This is a genomic window from Listeria sp. Marseille-Q6474, assembly GCF_946902005.1.
In the GTDB taxonomy this organism is placed as follows: domain Bacteria; phylum Bacillota; class Bacilli; order Lactobacillales; family Listeriaceae; genus Listeria; species Listeria innocua.
Genome location: NZ_CAMPPS010000001.1, coordinates 2,068,070 through 2,090,781 on the forward strand (window position 1 = coordinate 2,068,070; position 22,712 = coordinate 2,090,781).

Sequence of the window (22,712 nt, forward strand, 5' to 3'; positions counted from 1 at the left end):
AGTCTAAACAAATAATCATCCTCTGGTTGTATGACAGAAATTATTTTTTCCTTCATAATAGAGTCATAGATAAAACAGATAGATTACTTGCACATGAAGCAAGCCTAAAATAGCTAAACCGAAAAATTAGGAGGAAATGAAAATGGAAAATGAACGTAAACGTATTCTCGAATTAGTGAAACAAGGTATCATTTCTACTGAAGAGGCCCTTACCCTACTTGAAAATATTTCTAAAAAAGAAGGTAAATCCGCAGCAAAAGAAAATATCCGTCGTTCTACAGCACCAAGAGAAGAACGTGTTGAAGAACCGGAAGAAGAACCAACTTATGATTATAGCAAAGGTTGGAACAATGAAGGAAATCCTTACACTGCTCCGAAAAGCCGTAAGAGACGCCCAGAACCAACTCCAGAAAACCATGAGCACCAAGAAGAAGGAAATGAAAATTCTTCTAAAGACCGTGAAGACTCCATGCGCAATATGGTCAATGACTTATCACAAGCTGGTGAGAAAATCGGTTCTTTCCTAAACAGCGCATTTAAACAAGTAAAAGATATGCCGTTTCCATTTCTTACATCTACTAAGATTGAACGTGATTTCATTTACCACGACACAACGCTTTCAATTTTAGAATTTGAAATTGCTAATGGTAATGTTGAATTTAAACCATCCGACTCAAATGATATTAAAGTTCACGCGATGATTAAACTTTTCAAAGAATATCCAGAAGATGAAGCACTTAAAATCTTTTTTGATAAAACGACTTTACGTGTAGATGAAGAAACATTGCGTTTTGAATCAACATCGAAACAAATCGTTACGAACTTAACTGTGTACTTGCCTCGTCGTGAGTATGATTATGTTTCTGTAAAAATGCTGAATGGTAATTTCCACATGGATGAATTATCAGGCCGCGATTTATTTGTAAAAACAACAAACGGTAATGTTAGCATTGGTACACTAAACGCTACTTTAGCTGAAATTGAATCGATTAATGGGAATGTTCGTATCCAAAATGGTGAAATCCGTGATGTAGCACTTAAAACATTTAACGGTAATGTAGCAGTAAAAGGTAATTATTACTCAACAAACTTGCAAACTAAAAATGGTAACGTTAATTATCAGCTAACTGGCAATGAAGCTACTTTCTTAAAAGCTAAAACGGGTGCCGGTAATATCGAAGTAATCGTACCAACAACTATTGGTGTAGATGGTCGCTTCCATACAAACCTTGGAAAACTATATTTAGACTTAAAAGATGCCGAAGTACTTCAATCAAAAACTGAATCAGTAAGTAAATCAATTGTATTTACTAAACTACCAACAGCAGCTGATTCTTCACTAAAAATCGAAGCAGAAGCAACTACAGGTTCCGTTAAGATTCGTGATGCAAAATAATAAATTGAAATCTAGCGCGGAGAAAGCGCGCTAGATTTTACATAGAAATAAGAAAGGAAGAGCTAACATGGATAAAAAATTAAGAAGATCAAGAGTGGACCGGAAAGTCGGCGGTGTTTTTGGCGGACTAGCCGAATTTCTAGGAATAGATGCCACACTTCTACGCCTTATCTATATTATCATCACGATTATTACGATGAAAACCGGTATTGCGATTATTGCTTACATCGTTGCCTTGTTTGTGATTCCTTCTTCTGACACAAGTAATGAGGAAGTACTTGAACGGCACCGTCGCCGCGTTGATGAAAAAAGAAGACGCCACGCTGACCGGAATGAAGCGAGACAGGAAGTGCGAGAAGCGATGAGAAATAGCCGTCATCACAACAGACAAAAACCAGTTAGGCCAGAACCAATCCATCACGGAGCAAGAAGAAAAGAAGCTCGTCCTCGTCCAGTGCGAGAATTCAATTTTGACGATGCAACTTTCCGCTCTTTTACAATTAGAGTAGCTACCGGAGATGTTATTATCCGTTCTTGGGACAAAGATCAAATGAAAATTCGTGCCGTACTAGCTGTACACGAAAAAGCACGCTCCATTCGTCAATTAAGTGAAGAAAAACTCTGGGATTACTTCTTTAGCCAAACAATGCTAGACATTTCACCAGATAGTTTCACTTTTGAATCAAAAAATGAATTACTAAAAACAGATTTAGTTGTTACTATTCCAAAACGTTTATATGAACAAGTAAAAATTCAATTACTTAATGGTAATTTGAAATATGATGATACAGCTGCAGAAGATGCTATTATCAAAACACGTCACGGCGATATTCGTTCTTCAGGAGCTAGTGGTAAATTCCTCAGCACGGAATCCAAAGACGGCGAAATTTTCTTCAAACGCAGCTCAGTTGAAAATGTAGATATGTCTACTGCTAAAGGAGACATTGCTCTTCAAGGTAATTTCCATACAACAATTGCTAAGGCGGCTCAAGGGGATGTTGAATATATTCTCGAAAATGAAACTTCCTCAGCTGCAGATTTAGAAGCACCAAATGGCGATATTCGGATTCAAATCCCGCCAACGTGGAATGTTGATGGAACACTCGGAACGAAAAAAGAAAAAATTTACTTCGACTTAAAAAATGCAAAAATTTGGGATGACGCAGAAAGAACTTTTGTTTTCACTCAAAATGCAGAAGAAATAAGCATGGCAACACTTCAAGCGAAAGTAGGAAATGGAATTATCAAAGTTTCTGAACTCGAAACAAAGAACGTTTAATAAAATGAAAGGAAGGGAAAACAATGAGAAAGTTATATAAATCTTCATCACAAAAAATGTTTGCTGGTGTTTGTGGTGGGCTTGCAGAATACTTTGGTATTGAAGTAACAATCATTCGTTTAATTTGGGCTGGATCAGTTCTATTCTTAGGTACTGGGATTTTACTTTATATTCTAGCTGCGATTATTATGCCAAAAGCAACACCTGAATCAGAATGGGAGTGAACTAAAATATGCGTTGGATTATAGGCGTAATCATTAACTCGGTGCTTTTTGTAGCATTATCTGGATTCTTTACAAGTTTCCACGTAGATGGATTCACGACGGCGCTACTAGCGAGTTTTATATTAGCAATTCTTAATATGCTAATTAGACCTATTTTACTCCTTTTAACTTTACCGATTAATATATTTACACTTGGGCTTTTCACCTTTGTGATTAATGCAATTATGCTTGAAATGACTACTTTCTTTATTGGAGATTCTTTCCAAATTGATGGTTTTGGTACAGCGTTGATTATTGCAGCAATTATGGCTTTTGCAAACATGATTATTAATTCCGTTTTATGGGGTAATAAAGAAAATTAAACATTCCAGTTACATTTTTAGGCTTCAAACGGCCTTTTAAATGTAGCTGGTTTTGCTGTGTAGAGCCATTTGGGAAGAAAGAGGTAGCTTGATTCTCTCTAAAGTGCTAAAATGATAAGGAGCTTTCTAAACAATATTTTGTAGCGAACAGTAATGGACTTTTATAATTCATTTGGAGGTACTTGCATGACAAAATCGGTTACGGTAAAGGATTTAAAGGAACGACTTAATTTAGAGCTAATTTGTTCAGAAACGGGACTTGAAAGACCAATTTTAACAAGTGATTTATCTCGGCCTGGTTTGGAACTTACTGGATTTTTCTCGTATTATCCAGAAGACCGTGTGCAGCTTTTTGGAATGACGGAAATTTCTTTTTCAGAAGGTATGGAGCCGGAAGAACGACTTAAAAGATATAAGCAAATGTGTACGAAACGGACGCCTGCTTTTGTGATTTCTCGAAATTTAGAAGTGCCGAAAGAATTAGTAGCAGCAGCGAAAGAAGCAGATATTCCAGTTCTTCGTTCGCGCTTAAAAACTACGCGTTTATCCGTTTATATTACGAACTATTTAGAAAGCAGATTGGCACCTGTTATCTCAATGCATGGTGTTTTAGTAGATATTTACGGACTTGGCGTTTTAATTACAGGTAGTAGTGGTGTTGGTAAGAGTGAAACAGCGCTCGAACTTGTAAAACGTGGACATAGACTCGTAGCAGATGATAATGTAGAAATTCGTCAAGAAGATGAAATGACGCTCATCGGTTCATCGCCAGCAATTATCGAGCATTTACTAGAGATTCGAGGCCTCGGAATTATTAATGTAATGACTTTATTTGGAGCAGGAGCTGTACGTTCCAGTAAAAAAATTACTATCGTTGTGCACCTTGAAAACTGGGACCCAGATAAGCATTATGATCGCGTTGGGTTGGACCAAGAGAAGACTAAAATCTTTGATATGGACATTCCAAAAATTACTGTTCCTGTTCGTCCAGGGCGAAATTTATCTGTTATTATAGAAGTAGCAGCAATGAATTTCCGTTTGAAAAATATGGGCTACAATGCGGCAGAACAATTTACACAAGACCTAAACAATTTAATAGGTCATAATAGTAGCATGAATGATTAAATAAATAGAGAAAAGTTCTCCGCAGCCTAAACAAACAGTACGATAATCTTGTTTGGTTGCGGAGTTGTCTTTTTTTGAAAGTAGGGGAATTATGGGTAATGGTGTTCAGCCACTTGATCCGGTGGCGATTCAAATTGGTAGTATTTCCGTAAAATGGTACGGAGTTATTATCGCTTCAGCTGTTGTAATTGCGTTACTTCTTGCACTTAGTGAAGCAAATAAACGCAAAATGGACAAAGAAATTATTGTGGATCTACTAATATGGGCGATTCCAATTTCGATTATCAGTGCTCGGATTTATTATGTTATTTTTGAGTGGGATTTTTATAAGAATAATTTGGGCGAAATAGTGAAGATTTGGCATGGTGGAATCGCGATTTATGGTGCGTTAATTGGTGCCGTGCTAACTGCAGTCATTTTCTCGCGGATTAAGAAAATTTCGTTTTGGAAACTTGCGGATGTTGTTGCACCTAGTTTGATTATTGCTCAGGCGATTGGTCGTTGGGGTAATTTTATGAACCAAGAAGCTCACGGGGCGGAAACGACTCGAGCATTTCTTGAGGGCTTACATTTGCCAGAATTTATTATCAACCAGATGTACATAGATGGTGCTTATTATCAGCCGACATTCTTATATGAGAGTTTATGGAATGTTCTTGGTTTTATCGTGTTATTAATTATTCGTCGGACCAAGATACGTAGTGGGGAACTTTTTCTTAGTTATGTAATTTGGTACTCGTTCGGAAGATTCTTTATCGAAGGAATGCGAACAGATAGTTTAATGTGGGGCGACTTTAGAGTTTCGCAGGTTTTATCTTTACTGCTAATTGTGTTATCCATTGGTTTAATTATTTATCGTCGCGTGAAAATGAATCCGCCGTATTATATGGAAGATAAATTGGGTAAAGTAGCTAAAAAGAAATAAAAAGTTGGAGATTTTCGAGTTTGTATAAGAAAGGAAGAAATTATGACTGGGAAAATTACTACATTGTTATTTGACTTAGATGGGACACTGATAAATACGAATGAGTTGATTATTAAAACTTTCCAAGCAACATTACAAGAATTCTTACCTGACCGCGTTTTTACAAGAGAAGATATTTTACCGTTTATCGGTCCTTCACTAATGGAAACGTTTCGGGAAATAAATCCAGCACATGCGGAAGAAATGCGTGTGTTTTACCGGGAATATAACTTGAAACATCATGATGATTTAATTTTAGAGTATGATGGAGTGTATGAAGCGATTCGAGCTTTGTATGAAGAAGATTATAAACTAGGAATTGTATCGACGAAAATGTACGATACGATTATGCGAGGTCTTAAAGTGACTGGCTTGGATAAATTTTTCCAAGTGGTGATTGGGTTAGATCAAGTATCTAATGCGAAACCAGATCCAGAAGGTATTGAGATGGCTCTTTCTCTGCTAAATGCAACGAAAGAAGAAGCCATTATGATTGGTGATAATTATCATGATATTGAAGCTGGGAAAAATGCGGAAACGTTAACTGCTGGAGTAGCATGGGCGATTAAAGGGCCAGAGCATTTGGCTCAGTTCCAACCAGACTTTATGTTAGAAAAAATGAGTGACCTGCTTGCTATTGTAAGGGACGAGGAATAAATTTTGAGACGGCTGAATAGGTTTAAGGCGCCGGATGAGAAAGTCAACACGCTTTTCCAGGTTTATAAAACCATTTCTTTTTGGAAAGTCGTAAAGAATACTGTAGTAGTTGAATTTGGACGTTTTTTTCCTTGGATGGGTGGTAAACGTAATATTTACCGTGCTTGTCTTGGAATGAAAATTGGTAAGAAAACTGCTATTGCCTATAAAGTTATGCCGGATTTATTTTTTCCTGAGAAGATTACGATTGGAGAAAATTCTATTATTGGCTATCATACGACAATTTTAACTCATGAATATTTGTTGTCTGAGTATCATGTTGGAGAAGTCGTTATTGGTAAGAATGTGATGGTTGGGGCAAATGTAACCATTCTTCCTGGAATCGAAATAGGAGACGGGGCGATTGTTGCTGCTGGGGCAGTCGTTTCGAAGGATGTTCCACCAGAAAGTTTTGCGTATGGTAATCCTTTAGTAATAAAAGAAAAAGCTGCTTTTGAGTGAAATCAGAGTAGCTTTTTTTCTTGCCCAAAGAAATAAATTCTATGTTATACTCAGAAGAATAAGGATATTGTTGGAGGTGGGAAAATGGAAAAAGACAAAAAAACAACTGCAAAAATTTATCCATTTTATCCAAATGGTCAATTTTATTTTGAGCGTGGAGTAGAGGCGTTTCGTGAGCAAAGAATCAAAGAAGCGATTCGTTATCTAGTACGAGCGTCAGAACTTGAACCTGGAGAGCCAGTGATACTTTGTCAATTAGCAATTTGCTATACGGAAATCGGTCAATTTCATAAATCAAATCAATTACTAAGAGAGATAATGGAAAAACGTCTTGGTAATATGGAATACTGCTATTATTTTATAGCCAATAATTTTGCTTATATGAAAGATTATCGTAGGGCGCTTCAATATGCAAGTCGTTATTTAGAAATAGCAGCTGATGGAGACTATGCCGAAGAAGCTAAAGATTTAATTGAAGTATTACTTGAAGAAACGCCATTTGGTGAAACAATTGAAAATGGTTTTTCTAAATTAGAACAGGAATTTTATTCATATAAGAAAGAAATTAATCGTTATTTAGCGGAAGAAGATAGTGCTTCTGCATGTGATATTTTGAAAAAAGTTATTGATGAGAAACCAAACTTTTGGCCTGCCTATAATCAGCTAGCTGCACTTTATTTTGAGCAATTAAAAGAAGAGGAAGGCGTTAAGGTATTAAGTGATTTAATTGCAAGAAACCCGGGGAATTTATTGGGTTTATGTGACTTGTTTATTTATCATTTTTATAAAGGTAATCGGGAAGAAGCTGACTCACTTTACTCGGAGTTGCGGGATGTTTTGCCAGTTCTCTCGCATCATAAAGAAAAAATCGGTTTAATTCATGCGATGATGGGCGACTACGAAGAAGCAGATGATTTACTTGAACAAGTGGCGGATTTGGAAGTTACGGAGCGTAGTAAATACTATTATTATCGCGCAAAATCAGCATATTATTTAGATGAAGTTGAAGAGGCGAAAATGTTTTGGCATTCCTTTTTAGAGTGCGATTTATATGAAGATACTAGATTTCCTTGGGAGCAAGAGGCGGATTTAACCAATGATACTCGTTTAGTTTTAGAAATGCTTCAAGCGGAAAGTGATATGACGCATCTTCTTGGAGTCTACGCGATGACAGTCTCGGGAAATCGACCGGAATTTGTCCTGTTTCATCCACTGCTTGATATGAGTAGTTGGTCGTATATGGAGCACTTGATGTTTACCGATTTTGATTATTTTCCAGATGGGAACGTAGAACAGAACTGCTACTTAATTATGAAAGCAATGACTATTTTACGAGAAAATGGGCTTTTGTTAAATGAAGAAAATCTTTCTTTATACGAAATGGTTTTTTCATTAGTCTTGATGGAAAATAGAAAAGAGCTCATTCTTGGTCGCTATACGATTGAAACGGTTGCTAGCGCGATCGCAAAAATATTTTTACCTGAAATGAAACTCGCTTCGGTAGATGAATTTGAATGTAGCAAGTGCGCAAGAGATATTGAGCAAGTTCTGAGCAGATAAATAGACCTTTTTGCTATTCCGTATTAGGATTAATTTAGACTAACTATTGTATACACATTAATGAGGAGGGCAAAAGGATGGCTAGTGAAGAAAAAATTTATGATGTGATTATTATTGGGGCGGGACCTGCTGGAATGACAGCGGCTTTATATACTTCCCGTGCAGATTTAGATACATTAATGATTGAACGTGGTGTACCAGGCGGACAAATGGTAAATACAGCAGAGGTAGAAAATTACCCTGGCTTTGACAGTATTTTAGGACCAGATTTATCCGACAAGATGCTTAGCGGGGCGAAACAATTCGGCGCTGAGTACGCTTATGGTGATATTAAAGAAGTTATTGACGGCAAAGAATTTAAAACTGTAACAGCAGGGTCAAAAACGTATAAAGCTCGTGCGATTATTATTGCGACAGGAGCTGAACACCGTAAACTTGGCGCAGCTGGTGAAGAAGAGCTTAGCGGACGCGGCGTTTCTTACTGTGCAGTTTGTGATGGAGCATTCTTTAAAAATCGTGAGTTAGTCGTTGTTGGTGGCGGTGACTCGGCGGTTGAGGAAGGAACTTATTTGACTCGCTATGCGGATAAAGTAACAATTGTACACCGTCGTGATAAATTACGTGCACAACAAATTCTACAAGATCGTGCTTTTAAAGATGAAAAAGTTGATTTTATTTGGAATAACACGGTGGAAGAAATTATTGGCGATGGCAAAAAAGTTACAAGTGTTAAACTCGTTTCTACTGTTGACGGTTCAGAATCAATTATGCCAGTTGATGGTGTCTTCATCTATGTTGGTCTTGTACCACTTACGAAAGCATTTTTAAGTTTAGGTATTACTGATGAAGAAGGATATATCGTAACAGACGAAGAAATGCGTACGAATCTTCCTGGTATTTTTGCAGCAGGGGATGTACGTGCGAAAAGCTTACGCCAAATCGTTACAGCTACAGGCGATGGCGGACTTGCTGGACAAAATGCGCAAAAATATGTGGAAGAATTAAAAGAAGCTTTGGAAGCAGAAGCAGCTAAATAATAAAAAAACAAAAATGGATCTAAAGATTATTTATCTTAGGTCCATTTTTTTGCGTGACTACCTTGACCTGGGTAGTGTAAAATGAAATACAAAGACTAGTTAGGAGAGATAAATGATGAGTATTGTTGTACTTGGTGGAGCGGGCTATATTGGTTCTCATGCTGTAGATGAGCTGATTAATCGAGGTTATGAGGTAGTTGTGGTAGATAATTTAAGGACAGGTCATAAGGAATCTATTCACAAAAAAGCAAAATTTTATGAAGGTGATATTCGGGATAAAGCTTTTTTAAGTACTGTTTTTGAAAAAGAATCTATTGATAGTGTGATTCATTTCGCTGCGAGTTCGCTTGTTGGTGAGTCGATGGAAGTTCCTTTAGAATATTTGAATAATAATGTATACGGTACGCAAGTTCTTTTAGAAGTTATGGAACAATTTGGTGTTAAACATATTGTATTTTCTTCTAGTGCTGCGACATACGGGGAACCAGAGCGAGTTCCAATCACAGAAGATATGCCGACAAGTCCAGAAAGCACTTACGGTGAGACAAAGCTAATTATGGAAAAAATGATGAAATGGTGCGATAAAGCTTATGGAATGAAGTTTGTCGCGTTACGTTATTTTAATGTCGCTGGTGCAAAAGCGGATGGATCAATTGGTGAGGATCATAAACCAGAAACTCACTTAGTACCGATTATTTTACAAGTTGCTCTTGGTCAACGAGAAAAATTAGCAATTTATGGCGATGATTATAATACACCTGATGGTACATGTATTCGTGATTATGTCCAAGTAGAAGATTTAATTGATGCGCATATCCGCGCGCTTGAATATTTGAAAAAAGGTGGAGAAAGTAATATTTTCAACCTCGGCAGCAGCAAAGGCTTTTCAGTGAAAGAAATGCTTGAAGCAGCTCGAATTGTAACTGGTAAAGAAATTCCAGCTGAAGTGGTGCCGCGCCGGGCTGGTGACCCAGGGACGCTTGTTGCTTCTAGCGATAAAGCGCGTGAAATCCTTGGCTGGCAACCAACGTATACGGATGTAAAAGATATTATTGCTACTGCTTGGAACTGGCACGTGTCACATCCAAATGGCTATTAATAACTACGAAAGAATGTGGTTTATATCAAAGTATTAAAAGAACATTTTGGACGGTTTGAAGAAAATGATGTATGGCAATGGACGTTAATAAATGACCATGGGATGAAAATGAGCGTTTTAAATTATGGCGCGATTGTTACTTCCATTGAAACGAAAGATAAATTTGGTGAATTTGCTAATATTAGTCTAGGTTTTTCGAATTTAGAGGATTATTTAGCATATTCGCCGTACTTTGGTGCAACGCTTGGTCCGGTGGCTGGGCGTGTCACTAAAGGTCAATTTTCTTTGGACGGTAAAAAGTTTCAATTAACGCAAAATGAAGGCGCTAACCATCGTCATGGCGGGAAGCTTAATTTTAGTAAAAAGCTTTGGGATGTTTCAGTCGAAGAGAAATTAGATGAAGTGATTATGACGTTTACATATCACATGGCAGATGGCGAAAACGGCTATCCCGGGAATATTGATGCTACAATGACTTATACACTGAATAATAAGAACGAATGGCTAATTCACTATGAAGCAAAAACGGACAAACCAACTATTTATAATCCAAGTAATCATATTTATTTTAATTTAACAGGCGAGGCTGGTACGGATGTGTTAGCGCACCAACTTTGGGTAAGTAGTGAGGCGTTTCTACCAATAAATAATGAATCTTTGCCAACTGGAGCTATCGTGCCGACAGAAAATACTATTTTTGACTTGCGAGCAGGTCGTGAAATTGCTGAAATTACTAGGAGTCAAGACGAACAAATAAAACTAGTTGGCAGTGGACTGGATCATGCCTTTATTCTAAAACATGAAAACGGGCGACCTGATGCAGTGTTGTTTGATACGCAGTCGGGGCGGCGAGTAGAAATGGAAACAGAAGCTGACTCCGTGTTAATTTATACAGCTAATAGTCTAACTGGTAACTTTTCTATTCAAAACAAACCAGTACCGAAATATGCGGGTATCACGATGGAAACACAAGGATTGGTGGATGCGATTAATCATGAAGGATTCGGCAATATCATTTTAAGACCAGATCAACCATTTAAATCGAAAACAGCTTTTCGTTTTGCGGTTGAAAGCTAAGAATGATAAAAATGAAAGTAGCATAATGTGAAGGAGTGTCGGGAATGAACTGGCAAGAGGAATACCAAAAATGGATTACAAATAAAGAATTAGATGAGTCGCTAAAGAAACAATTAGTAGATATAGAAAAGAATGAAAAAGAATTAGAAGATAGTTTTTATTGTAATATGGAATTTGGTACGGCGGGGATGCGTGGTGTTCTAGGAGCTGGAACAAATCGGATGAATATCTATACTATTCGAAAAGCGTCACTTGGTTTAGCGCAATTTGTAGCTGAAAACGGTGAAGAGGCTAAGAAACGCGGAATTGTTATTGCTTACGATCCTCGTCATATGTCGCGTGAATTTGCCTTTGAGTCAGCGGCGGTTTTAGGGCACCATGGTGTTAAAAGTTATGTGTTCGATGCGCTTAGACCAACACCGGAACTTTCTTTTGCAGTTCGATTTTTAAATGCATTTGGTGGGATAGTAATTACAGCAAGCCATAATCCACCAGAATATAATGGCTATAAAATTTACGGAGAAGACGGTGGTCAAATGCCACCAACTGGTGCAAGTGCCGTAATAGATTACATAAGTGCCGTGGAAGATATTTTTTCTGTAGAAGTAGCAGACCAAGACGAATTAATTGAAAAAGGTTTACTTGAAATAATTAGTGAAAAAGTGGACCGCCCTTATTTGGAAAAGTTAAAAGAAGTAATTGTTAATAATGAGTTGGTGCAAGAACGTGGTAAGGATTTGAAAATTGTTTTCACGCCATTACATGGTACAGGTGGGATTTTAGGCGTTCCTGCGCTTGAAAGTGTCGGCTTCACGAATATCGTTAAAGTAGAGGAACAATTTGTGAACGACCCTGATTTCGGTACTGTAAAATCACCTAATCCAGAAAATAAAGAAGCATTTTCGCTCGCAATTGAATATGGCAAAAAACATGATGGCGATATATTAGTAGGAACTGATCCGGATGCTGACCGTTTAGGAGTTGCAGTACGGAATAATGACGGGGAATATGAGATTTTATCCGGTAATCAAATTGGTGCGATAATTTTACATTACTTGTTAAAACAAAAGAAAGCGCAAAATGAACTACCAGAAAATGCGGCTGTTTTAAAATCAATTGTAACAAGTAATCTTGGGACGGAAATCGCGAAACACTTTGGCGCACAGATGATTGAAGTTTTAACAGGGTTCAAATTTATCGCGGAACAAATCAAGCATTTTGAGGAAACAGGGAAGCATACATTTGAATTTGGTTATGAAGAAAGTAATGGTTATATGGTTAAGTCGTTTACTCGTGATAAAGATGCTATTCAGGCAGTTCTTGCGATTTCTGAAGTGGCACTTGTGAGCAAAACGGAAGGGCGGACTTTGCTAGAAGAGTTAGAACAAATTTATGCTGAATTTGGTTATTATAAAGAAGATTTAGTTTCGCTTACTTTAAGTGGAAAAGATGGATCAGAGCGCATCAAAGAAATTACAAGTGGCTTTAGAGAGCAACTTTCTACAAGTATGGGTGGTTTCCGAATTGAGCGCGCGGAAGATTATTTAAGAAGCGAAACTACTTGGATTGAAACAGGTAAAACTGAAGAAATCCATTTACCGACCGCAGATGTAATTAAATGTTATTTTGAAGATGGTTCATGGTTCTGCTTGCGTCCATCAGGCACCGAACCGAAAATCAAATTCTATTTTAGCATTCGCGGTGAAAATGAAGCAGAAAGCACGCAAAAACTTGAAAAAGTAAAAGCTGATTTGATGCAATATATCGAAGCTTAAAAAAGAAAAATCCCGGAAACTCTATTTAGAGACTTTTCCGGGATTTTCTAGTGGGAAGTGTGCTAAAATGAAAGGTAGATATTATTTGTGCGAAAGGATGAGGCGTATATGGCTTCTAAACAATTAAAATTAGTAATTATTACTGGGATGTCTGGGGCAGGGAAAACAGTTGCAATGCAGTCTTTAGAAGATCTCGGTTATTTTTGTGTAGATAATTTACCGCCAAGTTTACTTCCAAAATTCTGGGAGTTAATGAAAGAAAGCGATAAGATGGATAAAATCGCGCTCGTAATGGATCTTCGTGGTCGTGAGTTTTTCGACTCCATTGAGCCAGCGCTAGATGAACTAGATAATACCAATTTTATAACAACGAAAATCCTCTTTTTAGAGGCTGATGATAAGGTACTTGTTTCGCGTTATAAAGAAACTCGCCGCCACCATCCACTGGAGCCTAATGGTTCTGTGCTTGACGGAATTAATGCTGAGCGTGAACTGCTTAGTGATTTAAAAGGGCGCTCACAGTTAGTAATTAACACTTCCAATATGGCGCCGCGTGAACTTAGAGAACGAATTAACAATGAATTTCAAACAGAAGACAAGGATGTTTTCAATGTCCAATTAATGTCGTTTGGTTTTAAATATGGTATTCCAATTGATGCCGATTTAGTATTTGATGTTCGTTTCTTACCAAATCCGCATTATATTGATAAGATGCGCCCACTGACAGGCCTTGATGAAGATGTTTATGAGTACGTGATGAAATGGCCAGAAACAATGGCGTTTTTAGATAAATTAGTTGATTTATTAATGTTTACTCTTCCTTTTTACAAACGAGAAGGAAAAACGCAGCTTGTGATTGCAATTGGATGTACGGGAGGACAGCATCGTTCTGTTGCTTTAACAGAATATGTTGGTAAAGCAATCCAGCAAAAATATGAAACAACGATTTCACACCGAGATATGAAACGTAGAAAGGAACGCTAATATGAGCAAAGAAACGAAGCCGAAAGTAGTCGTTATAGGCGGCGGAACAGGTCTCCCAGTCGTTTTAAAAGGGCTTAAGAAAAAAGAGATTCATTTAACAGCGATTGTTACAGTTGCTGATGATGGCGGTAGTTCTGGTAAAATTCGCGAACAAATGGACGTTCTTCCTCCTGGAGATATTCGTAACGTCATGCTTGCTTTATCTAATGTTGATCCGCGTGTAGTAGACTTGTTCCAATATCGTTTTGCTGTAGATGGGGATTTATCAGGTCATGTGATTGGTAACTTGATTTTGACAGCATTATCGCAACTTAATGATAGTTACGTTGATGCAATAAATGTTCTTGCTACCGTACTAAAAATTCGTGGTAAAGTCATTCCAGCAACCGACCAACCACTTATTTTAAATGCAGAAATGGAAGATGGATCAATTGTCCACGGCGAGTCGCTTATTCCACTTCAAGGCAAACATATTAACCGAGTATTTATAGAACCAGAAAATGTGAAACCATATCCAACAGCAGTAGAAGCAGTCAAAGAAGCAGATTTGATTGTTATTGGTCCTGGAAGCTTATATACAAGTATTTTACCTAATTTATTATTAGAAGAATTAGCTGATGAAATTACAGCAAGTAAAGCCCAGAAAGTATACATTACGAACATTTTAACGCAAATTGGGGAAACGGACTTTTTCTCAGATGCGGATCATATTAAAGTCATCCACGAACATGTTGGTAAATCTTTTATCGATAAAACATTAATTAACACTACAACTGTTCCAAAAGAATTACTATTTCCTGAAGATGTGGCCCAAGTGGAGCATAATGCGGAAGAAATGGAAAAACTTGGAGTAGAAGCTATTTATCAAGATTTTCTTTCTACAGAAGATGGCCTTGTGCGCCATGCAGCTGATAAGGTGGCGGATGCGCTTTTAGCAATGTTGCCTAATAAAAATAATGAAAAGGAGTGAGTAAGCCATGTCATTTGCATCGGAAACGAAGAAAGAATTAACCCATATGGACGTAAGTGATAGCGATGCAAAAGTGGAACTCGCAGCTTTTATTCGAATGAATGGCGCAATCTCGTTTTCGAATCAATTAGTTATAATGGATGTCCAAACAGAGAATGCAGCTATAGCTAGACGAATGTACCAATTACTAAAAGATTTGTATGAAGTGCCAATTGAACTTCTAGTACGTCGTAAAATGAAACTTAAAAAAAATAATGTCTATATTGTGCGATTAAAGTCTGGCACGCGGGGGATTTTAGAAGATTTACGAATTCTTGAACCTCCAATGACGTTTACGAAGTCGATTGATAGGGGATTTGTTAAGAAGAGGAGCGCCAAACGTGCTTATTTACGTGGAGCCTTTTTGGCAAGTGGATCAGTTAATAACCCGGAAACTTCATCGTATCATTTAGAAATTTTTTCTGTTTATGAGGAGCATAATGAGGCGATTTGCGCTTTAATGAATCAATTCGACCTCAATGCGCGAACGCTTGAACGAAAAAACGGTTTTATTACCTATTTGAAAGAAGCGGAAAAAATCACGGAATTCTTAAGTATTATTGGTGCAACTAGTGCGCTTCTTCATTTTGAAGATGTTCGGATTATGCGCGATATGCGGAATTCAGTGAATAGGTTAGTTAACTGTGAAACAGCGAATCTCAATAAAACTATTAACGCTGCTGTTAGGCAAATTGATAATATTAAGTATATCCAGTCAACAGTTGGACTTGAAGCTTTACCAGAACGACTGCGTGAAATTGCCGCGCTTCGGATTGCAAATGAAGATGTTACTTTAAAAGAGTTGGGTGAAATGCTAACAACTGGCCAAGTAAGTAAATCAGGCATTAACCATCGTCTTCGCAAACTGGATCAAATTGCAGAACGACTCAGAAGCGGTGAAACTCCAGCGCAAGTAGGGTTAAAAGTTAGCAATAGTTAATTAAAAGAAAAGGATGCGAATTAGAATGTCAAAATTATTTTCAGAATATAAATTAAAAGATGTAACGCTAAAAAACAGAATTGTTATGTCGCCAATGTGTATGTATTCAGTGGAAAATAAAGACGGGATGGCAACAGACTTTCATTTTGCGCATTACGTTTCAAGAGCAGCTGGCGGTACCGGTCTTGTAATATTAGAGGCTACTGCGGTTCAAGAAGTAGGTAGAATTTCTGAATTTGATTTAGGTTTATGGAATGACGAGCAAGTACCAGCTTTAAAACGACTTGTAGATGGACTTCATTATCACGGAGCAAAAGCAGGTATTCAATTAGCGCACGCTGGTCGAAAAGCTGTTTTACCAGGCGAAATTGTAGCTCCTTCTGCAATTCCTTTTGACGAAAAATCTGCTAAACCAGTAGAACTTACGAAAGAAGCAATTAAAGAAGTTGTCGCTGATTTTAAACGGGCAGCGTACCGGGCTAAGGAAGCTGGCTTTGATGTAATCGAGATTCACGCCGCACATGGTTATTTAATTCATCAGTTCCTTTCCCCAATTTCAAACCGTCGCGAAGATAATTACGGTGGACCTGCTGGCAATCGTTATAAAATTTTAAGTGATATTATTAAGGCGGTAAAAGAAGTATGGGATGGCCCGATTATTGTTCGAGTTTCCGCTACTGATTATGCACATGGCGGCTTGCAATTAGAAGACCACATTCCTTTTGCCAAATGGATGAAAGCAGATGGCGTGGAATTAATTGATGTAAGTACAGGTGGTTTGGTCAACGTAGCACCACCAGTTTTCCCGGGTTATCAAGTACCGTTTGCTGATGAAATTCGCCGCGGGGCTGGCATTGCAACTGGAGCGCTTGGGCTGATTACACGAGGTGAGCAAGCAGAAGAAATTTTATGCAACGAACGAGCAGATTTAATTATCATCGGTCGAGAATTATTACGAAATCCTTATTTTGCCAAAGAGGCTGCTGAAACATTAGGTGAAACAATCGAAGCACCGAAACAATATTCACGAGCTTGGAAGTAATTAATAAAGCTTGAAGACGACAAGTTGTGGTCTTCAAGCTTTTTTATTTAAACGGATTGGATGAAAATGTAATTTCAAGTAATACAACACTAAAAAATTTTTTACATTTTAAATAAAGTTATACATATGTGGTATATTTTTCAGTATGTTTGTGGTAGTATGAATAATAGTTTTCTAGTTAGTTTAAAAATACACAAATAAATTAACTGAAAATTGGAATATAAGTAGGAGGGATTTTTATGACGAAAGTTAATTCTTTTTTCAGAAAAAAGAGTTTTCATAACCCATCGACAGATAAACATCATTTAAATAAAACTTTAGGCGCATTTGATTTAACAATGCTTGGAGTTGGAGCGGTTGTTGGGGGTGGGATATTCATTCTTCCAGGACAGGTAGCTTCTGTCATAGCAGGACCAGGAATTATTATTTCATTTATTATTGCAGGCATTGCTTGTTGTTTGGCGGCTCTTTGTTATTCGGAATTCGCTTCAAAACTGCCAGTCGCAGGTAGCGCTTATACATACAGCTATCACGTGTTTGGAGAAGGAGTAGCGTGGATTCTTGGATGGTCGCTTATTTTGGAATACGGGCTTGCGGTTGCAGCGATTGCAAGTGGTTGGTCATCTTATATGAAGAGTTTGCTAGCGGGTTTTGATTTACACATACCAACAGCTATATCTTCCGCTTATAACCCAAGCGCAGGTACTTACTTTGATTTACTCGCTTTTGTAGTAGTTATGGTTATTGGAATTTTACTTAGTTTTGGTATTCGCGAATCTACGAGAGTAAATAATATCATGGTGTTAGTAAAAATTGCTGTTGTTGTTTTATTTATTATCGTAGGTGCATTTTATGTGAAACCAGATAATTGGACACCGTTTTTACCATTTGGAGTGCAAGGTGTGATTACGGGAGCTTCTACCGTTTTCTTTGCTTATATTGGTTTTGACGCCGTATCTAGTGCAGCAGAAGAAGTGAAAAATCCACAAAAAAATATGCCGATTGGGATTATCGCTTCATTGGCAGTGTGTACGTTGCTTTATATTTTATTATCGGCAGTTCTAACAGGCATTGTTCCGTACACTGATTTAGTTGGAGTTAGTGCACCAGTTGCTTTTGCGCTTCAAGCGATTAATCAAAACTGGATTGCAGGCTTGCTTTCAGTTGGAGCAATTGTAGGAATGACAACAGTTGTGCTTGTTATGTCATACGGTGGAACTAGATTATTGTTTGCGATGGGACGTGACGGACTACTACCAAAATCTTTTTCAAAAATCAGCAAGAACGATACCCCGGTTAGAAATACGATGATTTTTGCGACAGTAATGGGCTTGATTGCCTCAACAGTACCAATGGAAGATTTGGCACAATTAATTAATATCGGTACACTATTTGCTTTTGCGATGGTTTCAGTCGGAATTTTCTTCTTACGTCGCAACCCTGAGCTTAATCAAAAAGGCTTTAAGACACCGTTTTATCCAGTGGTACCAGCACTTTCGTTTTTACTTTGTGTCTACTTAATGCTTAATTTATCTAAAACAACTTGGATTGCATTTGGTGTTTGGTTTGTACTTGGGATTATTGTTTATACATTCTATGGAAGAAAACATTCTGCTTTACGTATAAAATAAGGCAAGAAAAAAAGTGGGCTTGTAATTACAAGCCCACTTTTTTATTTAATTAGCCTTTTAAGCCGGATTTGTTAACGATGATGTCATCAATTAAACCGTAATCTTTTGCTTCTTGAGCAGTCATGAAATTATCACGATCGGTATCGCGAGCGATTACTTCATAAGGTTGCCCAGTTTTTTCAGCCATAATCGTATTCATACGTTCTTTGATTTTTAGAATATGACGAGCAGCAATTTCAATTTCAGTTGCTTGACCTTGAGCGCCGCCTAGTGGTTGGTGAATCATGATTTCTGCATTCGGTAAAGCGAAACGTTTACCATTTGCACCGGCTGTTAATAAGAATGAGCCCATGGAAGCAGCCATCCCCATACCGATAGTTTGCACGTCAGCTTTAACGAAATTCATTGTGTCGTAAATTGCCATCCCTGCTGAAATACTTCCTCCTGGAGAGTTGATATATAAGAAAATATCTTTTTCAGGATCTTGTGCATCTAAGAATAATAATTGGGAAACAATTGAGTTAGCAACGTTATCATCAATTGCAGAGCCTAACATAATAATTCTGTCTTTTAATAAACGAGAATAAATGTCGTATGCGCGTTCACCGCGGCTAGTTTGTTCAATTACTGTTGGAATTAAGTTCATATCAAGATTCCTCCTGTTAAATTGTATATTTTAATTTAGCTTTGTTTATATCATACACGAATGGTCAAATTAGGTCAAATGATAAAGTTTGGAGCAAACTATTTTAAAAAAAATTAACAAAAAGGTATAATGAACTATACTGAAAGGAAGGTGCACCATGAATAAATTTTCAAAAATTGGAATGTTTTTTGTTGTTGCAATATTATCTGTCGTCCTCTTCGAAACAAGTGCCGCTGCCCATGGATACATATCTAAACCAGCGAGTCGGGTATACTTAGCTAATCAAGGGATTAATACGGGAGTTGGAGCAGCACAATACGAGCCACAAAGCGTAGAAGCACCAAAAGGTTTTCCAGCAAGTGGCCCTGTTGATGGCAAAATTGCAGGCGGAGGAAAATACTCACTGTTAGATGCTCAAACACAAGATCGATGGGCAAAAGTAGATGTAGAATCAGGCCCATTAACTGTAGAATGGACTTTAACAGCGCCACATAGAACAAGTAGTTGGGATTATTTTATTACCAAAAAAGGTTGGGATCCAAATAAACCTTTAACACGAGCAGACTTTGAACCGTTAGCGACAATTACAGCTGATGGTAGCGTACCTGATAGACTATCAAAACAAGAAATAACTATTCCAAATGATCGTTCTGGTTATTATGTTATCTTAGGTGTTTGGTCAATTGCGGATACTGGAAATGCATTTTACCAAGTTATCGACGCAAATATCATTAATTCTGATATTGAACCAATTGTAGACAATGAAGCACCTACTGAACCGACTAATTTAACAGGAACAACCACTGCTAAAAAAGTAAGTTTAACATGGACTGCTTCTAAGGATAATGTAGGAATTAAAGGATATGAAATTTTACGTGATGGAAAAGTAATCGGGGAAAGTCAAGTTGCCGCATACGAAGATACAACTGTAAAAGACAATACAACCTATACGTATACAGTGCGTGCAAAAGATTTTTCTGGTAATGCATCTTCACTTAGTAACAGCGCTAAATTAACAACGAAAGAAGCACCAGCCGCTGATAAAGAAGCTCCAACAGCACCAAAAGGTTTAATGTCACATGCACAAACAGACACTACTATTGCACTTTGTTGGCAAGCGTCAACGGATAATGTTGAAGTGAAAAATTATGAACTATATCGAAATAATACGAAAATCGCAACAACGACTTCCACGATGTTTGAAGATACAAAACTAGAAAGTGATACAAGTTATAGCTACAAAGTATATGCAGTTGATACATCAGGTAATCGTTCACTAGTAAGTAACGAAATCACAGCCAAAACTAAACCACTAGACCCAATGAACACTTGGAAAGCTGATCGAATTTATAATGCAGGCGACCAAATTTATTATAATGGGATAGCTTACACAGCGAAATGGTGGACTAAAGGTAACGCACCAGATACGAGCGATGTATGGAAATCAAACAGCACCGAATTGCCAGTTTGGAACACCCAAAAAGCCTATAATGGCGGAGAAAAAGTTTCATACAATGGTAAAATCTACCAAGCAAAATGGTGGGTACGAGGTGAAAAACCAGATAGTTCATCTATTTGGATAGTGGTAAATTAACTATTGAAGCCAGCAAATCTCAGGATGCGCTGGCTTCTTCATTCAAAATAAAGCTTGTAAAAACATACGAATTTCGCTATAATTATTATTCGTACGGTAAACATTTTCTTTGTACATAAAGCCCTCGTGGTGCAACGGATAGCACGTAAGATTCCGGTTCTTAAAATGGGGGTTCGATTCCCTCCGAGGGCATAAAAAAACATCTCACAATTGGCGAAAGCTCATTTGTAAGATGTTTTTATTTTTTATTTAAAAATCGTATTTTTTACTTTCCAATCTTCTAGCTTAATAAAAACCCAGAAACCATAAATTCCGATAGTAATAATAGTTAGAAGTAACCATTTAATCCAATGTCCAAAAAGTCCAAAGGCTGATCCTTGGAATTTCAAACGTTTGCCTTCGATAACAGTATGATTAATTTTCCAACCATAAACCATGCATAAAGCCCATGGATAGCAAATCCCAATGGTACAAATCGTCACCAAAGTGCCAAGTATTGTCCAACCAATATATTGCAGTAAACCTCCATCGAAAAATGATGTTCTCCCGTTTCGTGTTTCAATGATGTGCTGTTCTTCCATTCTCTTACCAACTTCCTTTTTAATATTTATATAATCGCAATAACGTTTATACTAACTTTTTAAATGCCAAGATTGATATTACCATGTTTAGTAGAAGAGATAAATACCTTATTTAACTTTCTGCTAAAATTAGTCTACTTCAACCCAGCATTTTCTGGTAAAATATAAATCAGCAAGGGAGGCGCTTATTTTGGCTGCTAGTTTGAAAGAACGCTTAGAAAAAGAAGTAAGAACATATAGCGAAGATAATCATTTGAACGTTCAAACAATTGATTTTTTATATGCAGGACCTCATATGCGAGGACGCCACTCGCTTATTTTAGCCTTTACGGAAGCTGGAATATTTACATTTGTTTTCAAATTAAGTGACGCAGAAATGCACTTTTTAGATGCAAAAACGATTCAACAAATTGCGCTAGTTAAAAAGAAATTGGTGTACCGTTTATTTATCCGTGCGGTAACAGAGGACGGCGAACTAGAAGAAGGAAAATATCTTGTAAGTAAACGAGTTCTAGGACGGAAATGGCACAAAGAAACTTTACAAAAATTAATTGATAAAAACATACAACTACTTACTACAAACAAATGAGAAAGGTGGGGTAATGATGGAAAAGAAACGAACTCGGGCAGAAGAACTAGGAATAACAAGAAGAAAAATTCTCGACACAGCGCGGGATTTATTCATGGAAAAAGGTTACCGGGCAGTGTCAACAAGAGAAATTGCTAAAATCGCCAAAATTACCCAACCAGCACTTTATCATCATTTTGAAGATAAAGAATCACTTTATATTGAAGTAGTTCGTGAACTGACGCAGAATATTCAGGTGGAAATGCATCCGATTTTACAATTGAATAAGCCGAAAGAAGAACAGTTACATGATATGTTGATTATGTTAATTGAAGAACATCCGACTAATATTTTACTAATGATTCACGATATTCTTAATGAAATGAAGCCGGAAAATCAGTTTTTACTATATAAGTTATGGCAACAAACATATTTAATGCCGTTTCAACAATTTTTTGAGCGCTTAGAAAATGCAGGAGAGTTGCGCGCGGGTGTCAGTGCTGAAACGGCCGCACGATACTGCTTGTCAACTATTAGCCCACTATTTTCTGGTAAAGGTAGTTTCGCGCAAAAACAAACGACTACAGAACAAATCGATGAATTAATCAATTTAATGATGTTTGGTATTTGTAAAAAAGAGGTATAATTTAGCGTGCTTCTT

Annotated in this window: 23 protein-coding genes and 1 tRNA gene; 22 read left to right on the top strand and 2 right to left on the bottom strand. The window is 37.3% G+C overall.

Going from position 1 to position 22,712, the window contains the following annotated elements:
- Positions 1 to 142: 142 nt before the first annotated feature.
- The 18 genes from OC533_RS10360 (at position 143) to OC533_RS10445 (ending at position 18,662) form a co-directional block, all read left to right on the top strand.
- The gene (locus OC533_RS10360) at positions 143 to 1,396 is read left to right on the top strand and encodes a DUF4097 family beta strand repeat-containing protein (protein WP_033533637.1); all 1,254 of its coding nucleotides are present in this window, start codon (positions 143 to 145) and stop codon (positions 1,394 to 1,396) included.
- Positions 1,397 to 1,463: 67 nt separating this feature from the next.
- On the top strand, positions 1,464 to 2,675 hold the full coding sequence (locus OC533_RS10365) for a DUF4097 family beta strand repeat-containing protein (RefSeq protein ID WP_010991307.1): 1,212 nt from the start codon (positions 1,464 to 1,466) through the stop codon (positions 2,673 to 2,675).
- 23 nt (positions 2,676 to 2,698) lie between these two features.
- Positions 2,699 to 2,899: a PspC domain-containing protein gene (locus OC533_RS10370; protein WP_003763914.1), complete on the top strand. Its 201-nt coding sequence runs from the start codon at positions 2,699 to 2,701 to the stop codon at positions 2,897 to 2,899.
- Positions 2,900 to 2,907: 8 nt separating this feature from the next.
- The gene (locus tag OC533_RS10375; protein WP_003763913.1) at positions 2,908 to 3,261 is read left to right on the top strand and encodes a phage holin family protein; all 354 of its coding nucleotides are present in this window, start codon (positions 2,908 to 2,910) and stop codon (positions 3,259 to 3,261) included.
- Positions 3,262 to 3,447: 186 nt separating this feature from the next.
- Positions 3,448 to 4,386, top strand: coding sequence for an HPr(Ser) kinase/phosphatase (gene hprK, locus OC533_RS10380; protein ID WP_003763911.1), 939 nt, complete (start codon positions 3,448 to 3,450; stop codon positions 4,384 to 4,386).
- A 91-nt stretch (positions 4,387 to 4,477) separates the two neighbouring features.
- Positions 4,478 to 5,311, top strand: coding sequence for a prolipoprotein diacylglyceryl transferase (lgt, locus tag OC533_RS10385; protein WP_003772355.1), 834 nt, complete (start codon positions 4,478 to 4,480; stop codon positions 5,309 to 5,311).
- 42 nt (positions 5,312 to 5,353) lie between these two features.
- Positions 5,354 to 6,007, top strand: coding sequence for a pyrophosphatase PpaX (gene ppaX, locus OC533_RS10390; protein ID WP_003763908.1), 654 nt, complete (start codon positions 5,354 to 5,356; stop codon positions 6,005 to 6,007).
- 3 nt (positions 6,008 to 6,010) lie between these two features.
- A complete protein-coding gene (locus OC533_RS10395; RefSeq protein ID WP_003772356.1) occupies positions 6,011 to 6,508 on the top strand; it encodes an acyltransferase in 498 nt (165 codons plus the stop codon).
- A gap of 84 nt (positions 6,509 to 6,592) precedes the next feature.
- Entirely contained in the window at positions 6,593 to 8,068 is a 1,476-nt protein-coding gene (locus tag OC533_RS10400; protein WP_194324056.1) for a tetratricopeptide repeat protein, read from the top strand.
- Between the two features lie 77 nt (positions 8,069 to 8,145).
- A complete protein-coding gene (gene trxB / locus OC533_RS10405; RefSeq protein WP_003772358.1) occupies positions 8,146 to 9,105 on the top strand; it encodes a thioredoxin-disulfide reductase in 960 nt (319 codons plus the stop codon).
- Between the two features lie 115 nt (positions 9,106 to 9,220).
- Entirely contained in the window at positions 9,221 to 10,204 is a 984-nt protein-coding gene (gene galE / locus OC533_RS10410; RefSeq protein ID WP_194324054.1) for a UDP-glucose 4-epimerase GalE, read from the top strand.
- A 15-nt stretch (positions 10,205 to 10,219) separates the two neighbouring features.
- The gene (locus tag OC533_RS10415; protein ID WP_194324052.1) at positions 10,220 to 11,281 is read left to right on the top strand and encodes an aldose epimerase family protein; all 1,062 of its coding nucleotides are present in this window, start codon (positions 10,220 to 10,222) and stop codon (positions 11,279 to 11,281) included.
- A gap of 44 nt (positions 11,282 to 11,325) precedes the next feature.
- Positions 11,326 to 13,056 carry a phospho-sugar mutase gene (locus OC533_RS10420; RefSeq protein ID WP_262265253.1) on the top strand — a complete coding sequence of 577 codons (1,731 nt, stop codon included), beginning with the start codon at positions 11,326 to 11,328 and terminating at the stop codon, positions 13,054 to 13,056.
- 108 nt (positions 13,057 to 13,164) lie between these two features.
- The gene (rapZ, locus tag OC533_RS10425) at positions 13,165 to 14,040 is read left to right on the top strand and encodes an RNase adapter RapZ (RefSeq protein WP_003763899.1); all 876 of its coding nucleotides are present in this window, start codon (positions 13,165 to 13,167) and stop codon (positions 14,038 to 14,040) included.
- Between the two features lies 1 nt (position 14,041).
- Entirely contained in the window at positions 14,042 to 15,010 is a 969-nt protein-coding gene (locus tag OC533_RS10430) for a YvcK family protein (protein WP_003768284.1), read from the top strand.
- Between the two features lie 7 nt (positions 15,011 to 15,017).
- Positions 15,018 to 15,989 carry a DNA-binding protein WhiA gene (whiA, locus tag OC533_RS10435; RefSeq protein ID WP_003768282.1) on the top strand — a complete coding sequence of 324 codons (972 nt, stop codon included), beginning with the start codon at positions 15,018 to 15,020 and terminating at the stop codon, positions 15,987 to 15,989.
- Between the two features lie 25 nt (positions 15,990 to 16,014).
- A complete protein-coding gene (gene namA / locus OC533_RS10440) occupies positions 16,015 to 17,031 on the top strand; it encodes an NADPH dehydrogenase NamA (RefSeq protein WP_194324048.1) in 1,017 nt (338 codons plus the stop codon).
- 239 nt (positions 17,032 to 17,270) lie between these two features.
- The gene (locus tag OC533_RS10445; protein WP_070752465.1) at positions 17,271 to 18,662 is read left to right on the top strand and encodes an amino acid permease; all 1,392 of its coding nucleotides are present in this window, start codon (positions 17,271 to 17,273) and stop codon (positions 18,660 to 18,662) included.
- 49 nt (positions 18,663 to 18,711) lie between these two features.
- Here OC533_RS10445 and clpP read toward each other — a convergent pair whose 3' ends face one another.
- Complete coding sequence (gene clpP / locus OC533_RS10450) at positions 18,712 to 19,308, bottom strand: ATP-dependent Clp endopeptidase proteolytic subunit ClpP (protein WP_003768278.1); 597 nt, start codon at positions 19,306 to 19,308, stop codon at positions 18,712 to 18,714.
- A gap of 157 nt (positions 19,309 to 19,465) precedes the next feature.
- On the opposite strand from clpP, the gene OC533_RS10455 reads away from it, so the two are divergent.
- Together OC533_RS10455 and OC533_RS10460 are read left to right on the top strand one after the other, a co-directional pair.
- Complete coding sequence (locus tag OC533_RS10455; RefSeq protein WP_194324046.1) at positions 19,466 to 20,902, top strand: lytic polysaccharide monooxygenase; 1,437 nt, start codon at positions 19,466 to 19,468, stop codon at positions 20,900 to 20,902.
- 120 nt (positions 20,903 to 21,022) lie between these two features.
- Positions 21,023 to 21,094: transfer RNA gene (locus tag OC533_RS10460), tRNA-Arg, on the top strand.
- A 53-nt stretch (positions 21,095 to 21,147) separates the two neighbouring features.
- Here OC533_RS10460 and OC533_RS10465 read toward each other — a convergent pair.
- On the bottom strand, positions 21,148 to 21,483 hold the full coding sequence (locus OC533_RS10465) for a DUF898 family protein (protein WP_003772372.1): 336 nt from the start codon (positions 21,481 to 21,483) through the stop codon (positions 21,148 to 21,150).
- Between the two features lie 190 nt (positions 21,484 to 21,673).
- Here OC533_RS10465 and OC533_RS10470 point away from each other — a divergent pair, with 190 nt between their 5' ends.
- Both OC533_RS10470 and OC533_RS10475 read left to right on the top strand, forming a co-directional pair.
- On the top strand, positions 21,674 to 22,072 hold the full coding sequence (locus OC533_RS10470) for a hypothetical protein (RefSeq protein ID WP_003772373.1): 399 nt from the start codon (positions 21,674 to 21,676) through the stop codon (positions 22,070 to 22,072).
- 16 nt (positions 22,073 to 22,088) lie between these two features.
- A complete protein-coding gene (locus OC533_RS10475; RefSeq protein WP_010991256.1) occupies positions 22,089 to 22,697 on the top strand; it encodes a TetR/AcrR family transcriptional regulator in 609 nt (202 codons plus the stop codon).
- Positions 22,698 to 22,712: the final 15 nt, after the last annotated feature.

Excerpts from the sequence above, each read along its gene's own strand:
- OC533_RS10400 (WP_194324056.1), top strand. The coding sequence starts at position 6,593 with ATGGAAAAAGACAAAAAAACAACTGCAAAAATTTATCCATTTTATCCA.
- OC533_RS10370 (WP_003763914.1), top strand. The coding sequence starts at position 2,699 with ATGAGAAAGTTATATAAATCTTCATCACAAAAAATGTTTGCTGGTGTT.
- clpP (WP_003768278.1), bottom strand. The coding sequence starts at position 19,308 with ATGAACTTAATTCCAACAGTAATTGAACAAACTAGCCGCGGTGAACGC.
- OC533_RS10455 (WP_194324046.1), top strand. The coding sequence starts at position 19,466 with ATGAATAAATTTTCAAAAATTGGAATGTTTTTTGTTGTTGCAATATTA.
- OC533_RS10465 (WP_003772372.1), bottom strand. The coding sequence starts at position 21,483 with ATGGAAGAACAGCACATCATTGAAACACGAAACGGGAGAACATCATTT.
- namA (WP_194324048.1), top strand. The coding sequence starts at position 16,015 with ATGTCAAAATTATTTTCAGAATATAAATTAAAAGATGTAACGCTAAAA.
- whiA (WP_003768282.1), top strand. The coding sequence starts at position 15,018 with ATGTCATTTGCATCGGAAACGAAGAAAGAATTAACCCATATGGACGTA.
- OC533_RS10375 (WP_003763913.1), top strand. The coding sequence starts at position 2,908 with ATGCGTTGGATTATAGGCGTAATCATTAACTCGGTGCTTTTTGTAGCA.
- OC533_RS10430 (WP_003768284.1), top strand. The coding sequence starts at position 14,042 with ATGAGCAAAGAAACGAAGCCGAAAGTAGTCGTTATAGGCGGCGGAACA.
- trxB (WP_003772358.1), top strand. The coding sequence starts at position 8,146 with ATGGCTAGTGAAGAAAAAATTTATGATGTGATTATTATTGGGGCGGGA.
- OC533_RS10365 (WP_010991307.1), top strand. The coding sequence starts at position 1,464 with ATGGATAAAAAATTAAGAAGATCAAGAGTGGACCGGAAAGTCGGCGGT.
- OC533_RS10445 (WP_070752465.1), top strand. The coding sequence starts at position 17,271 with ATGACGAAAGTTAATTCTTTTTTCAGAAAAAAGAGTTTTCATAACCCA.
- OC533_RS10420 (WP_262265253.1), top strand. The coding sequence starts at position 11,326 with ATGAACTGGCAAGAGGAATACCAAAAATGGATTACAAATAAAGAATTA.
- OC533_RS10360 (WP_033533637.1), top strand. The coding sequence starts at position 143 with ATGGAAAATGAACGTAAACGTATTCTCGAATTAGTGAAACAAGGTATC.
- lgt (WP_003772355.1), top strand. The coding sequence starts at position 4,478 with ATGGGTAATGGTGTTCAGCCACTTGATCCGGTGGCGATTCAAATTGGT.
- galE (WP_194324054.1), top strand. The coding sequence starts at position 9,221 with ATGAGTATTGTTGTACTTGGTGGAGCGGGCTATATTGGTTCTCATGCT.
- hprK (WP_003763911.1), top strand. The coding sequence starts at position 3,448 with ATGACAAAATCGGTTACGGTAAAGGATTTAAAGGAACGACTTAATTTA.
- ppaX (WP_003763908.1), top strand. The coding sequence starts at position 5,354 with ATGACTGGGAAAATTACTACATTGTTATTTGACTTAGATGGGACACTG.
- rapZ (WP_003763899.1), top strand. The coding sequence starts at position 13,165 with ATGGCTTCTAAACAATTAAAATTAGTAATTATTACTGGGATGTCTGGG.
- OC533_RS10475 (WP_010991256.1), top strand. The coding sequence starts at position 22,089 with ATGGAAAAGAAACGAACTCGGGCAGAAGAACTAGGAATAACAAGAAGA.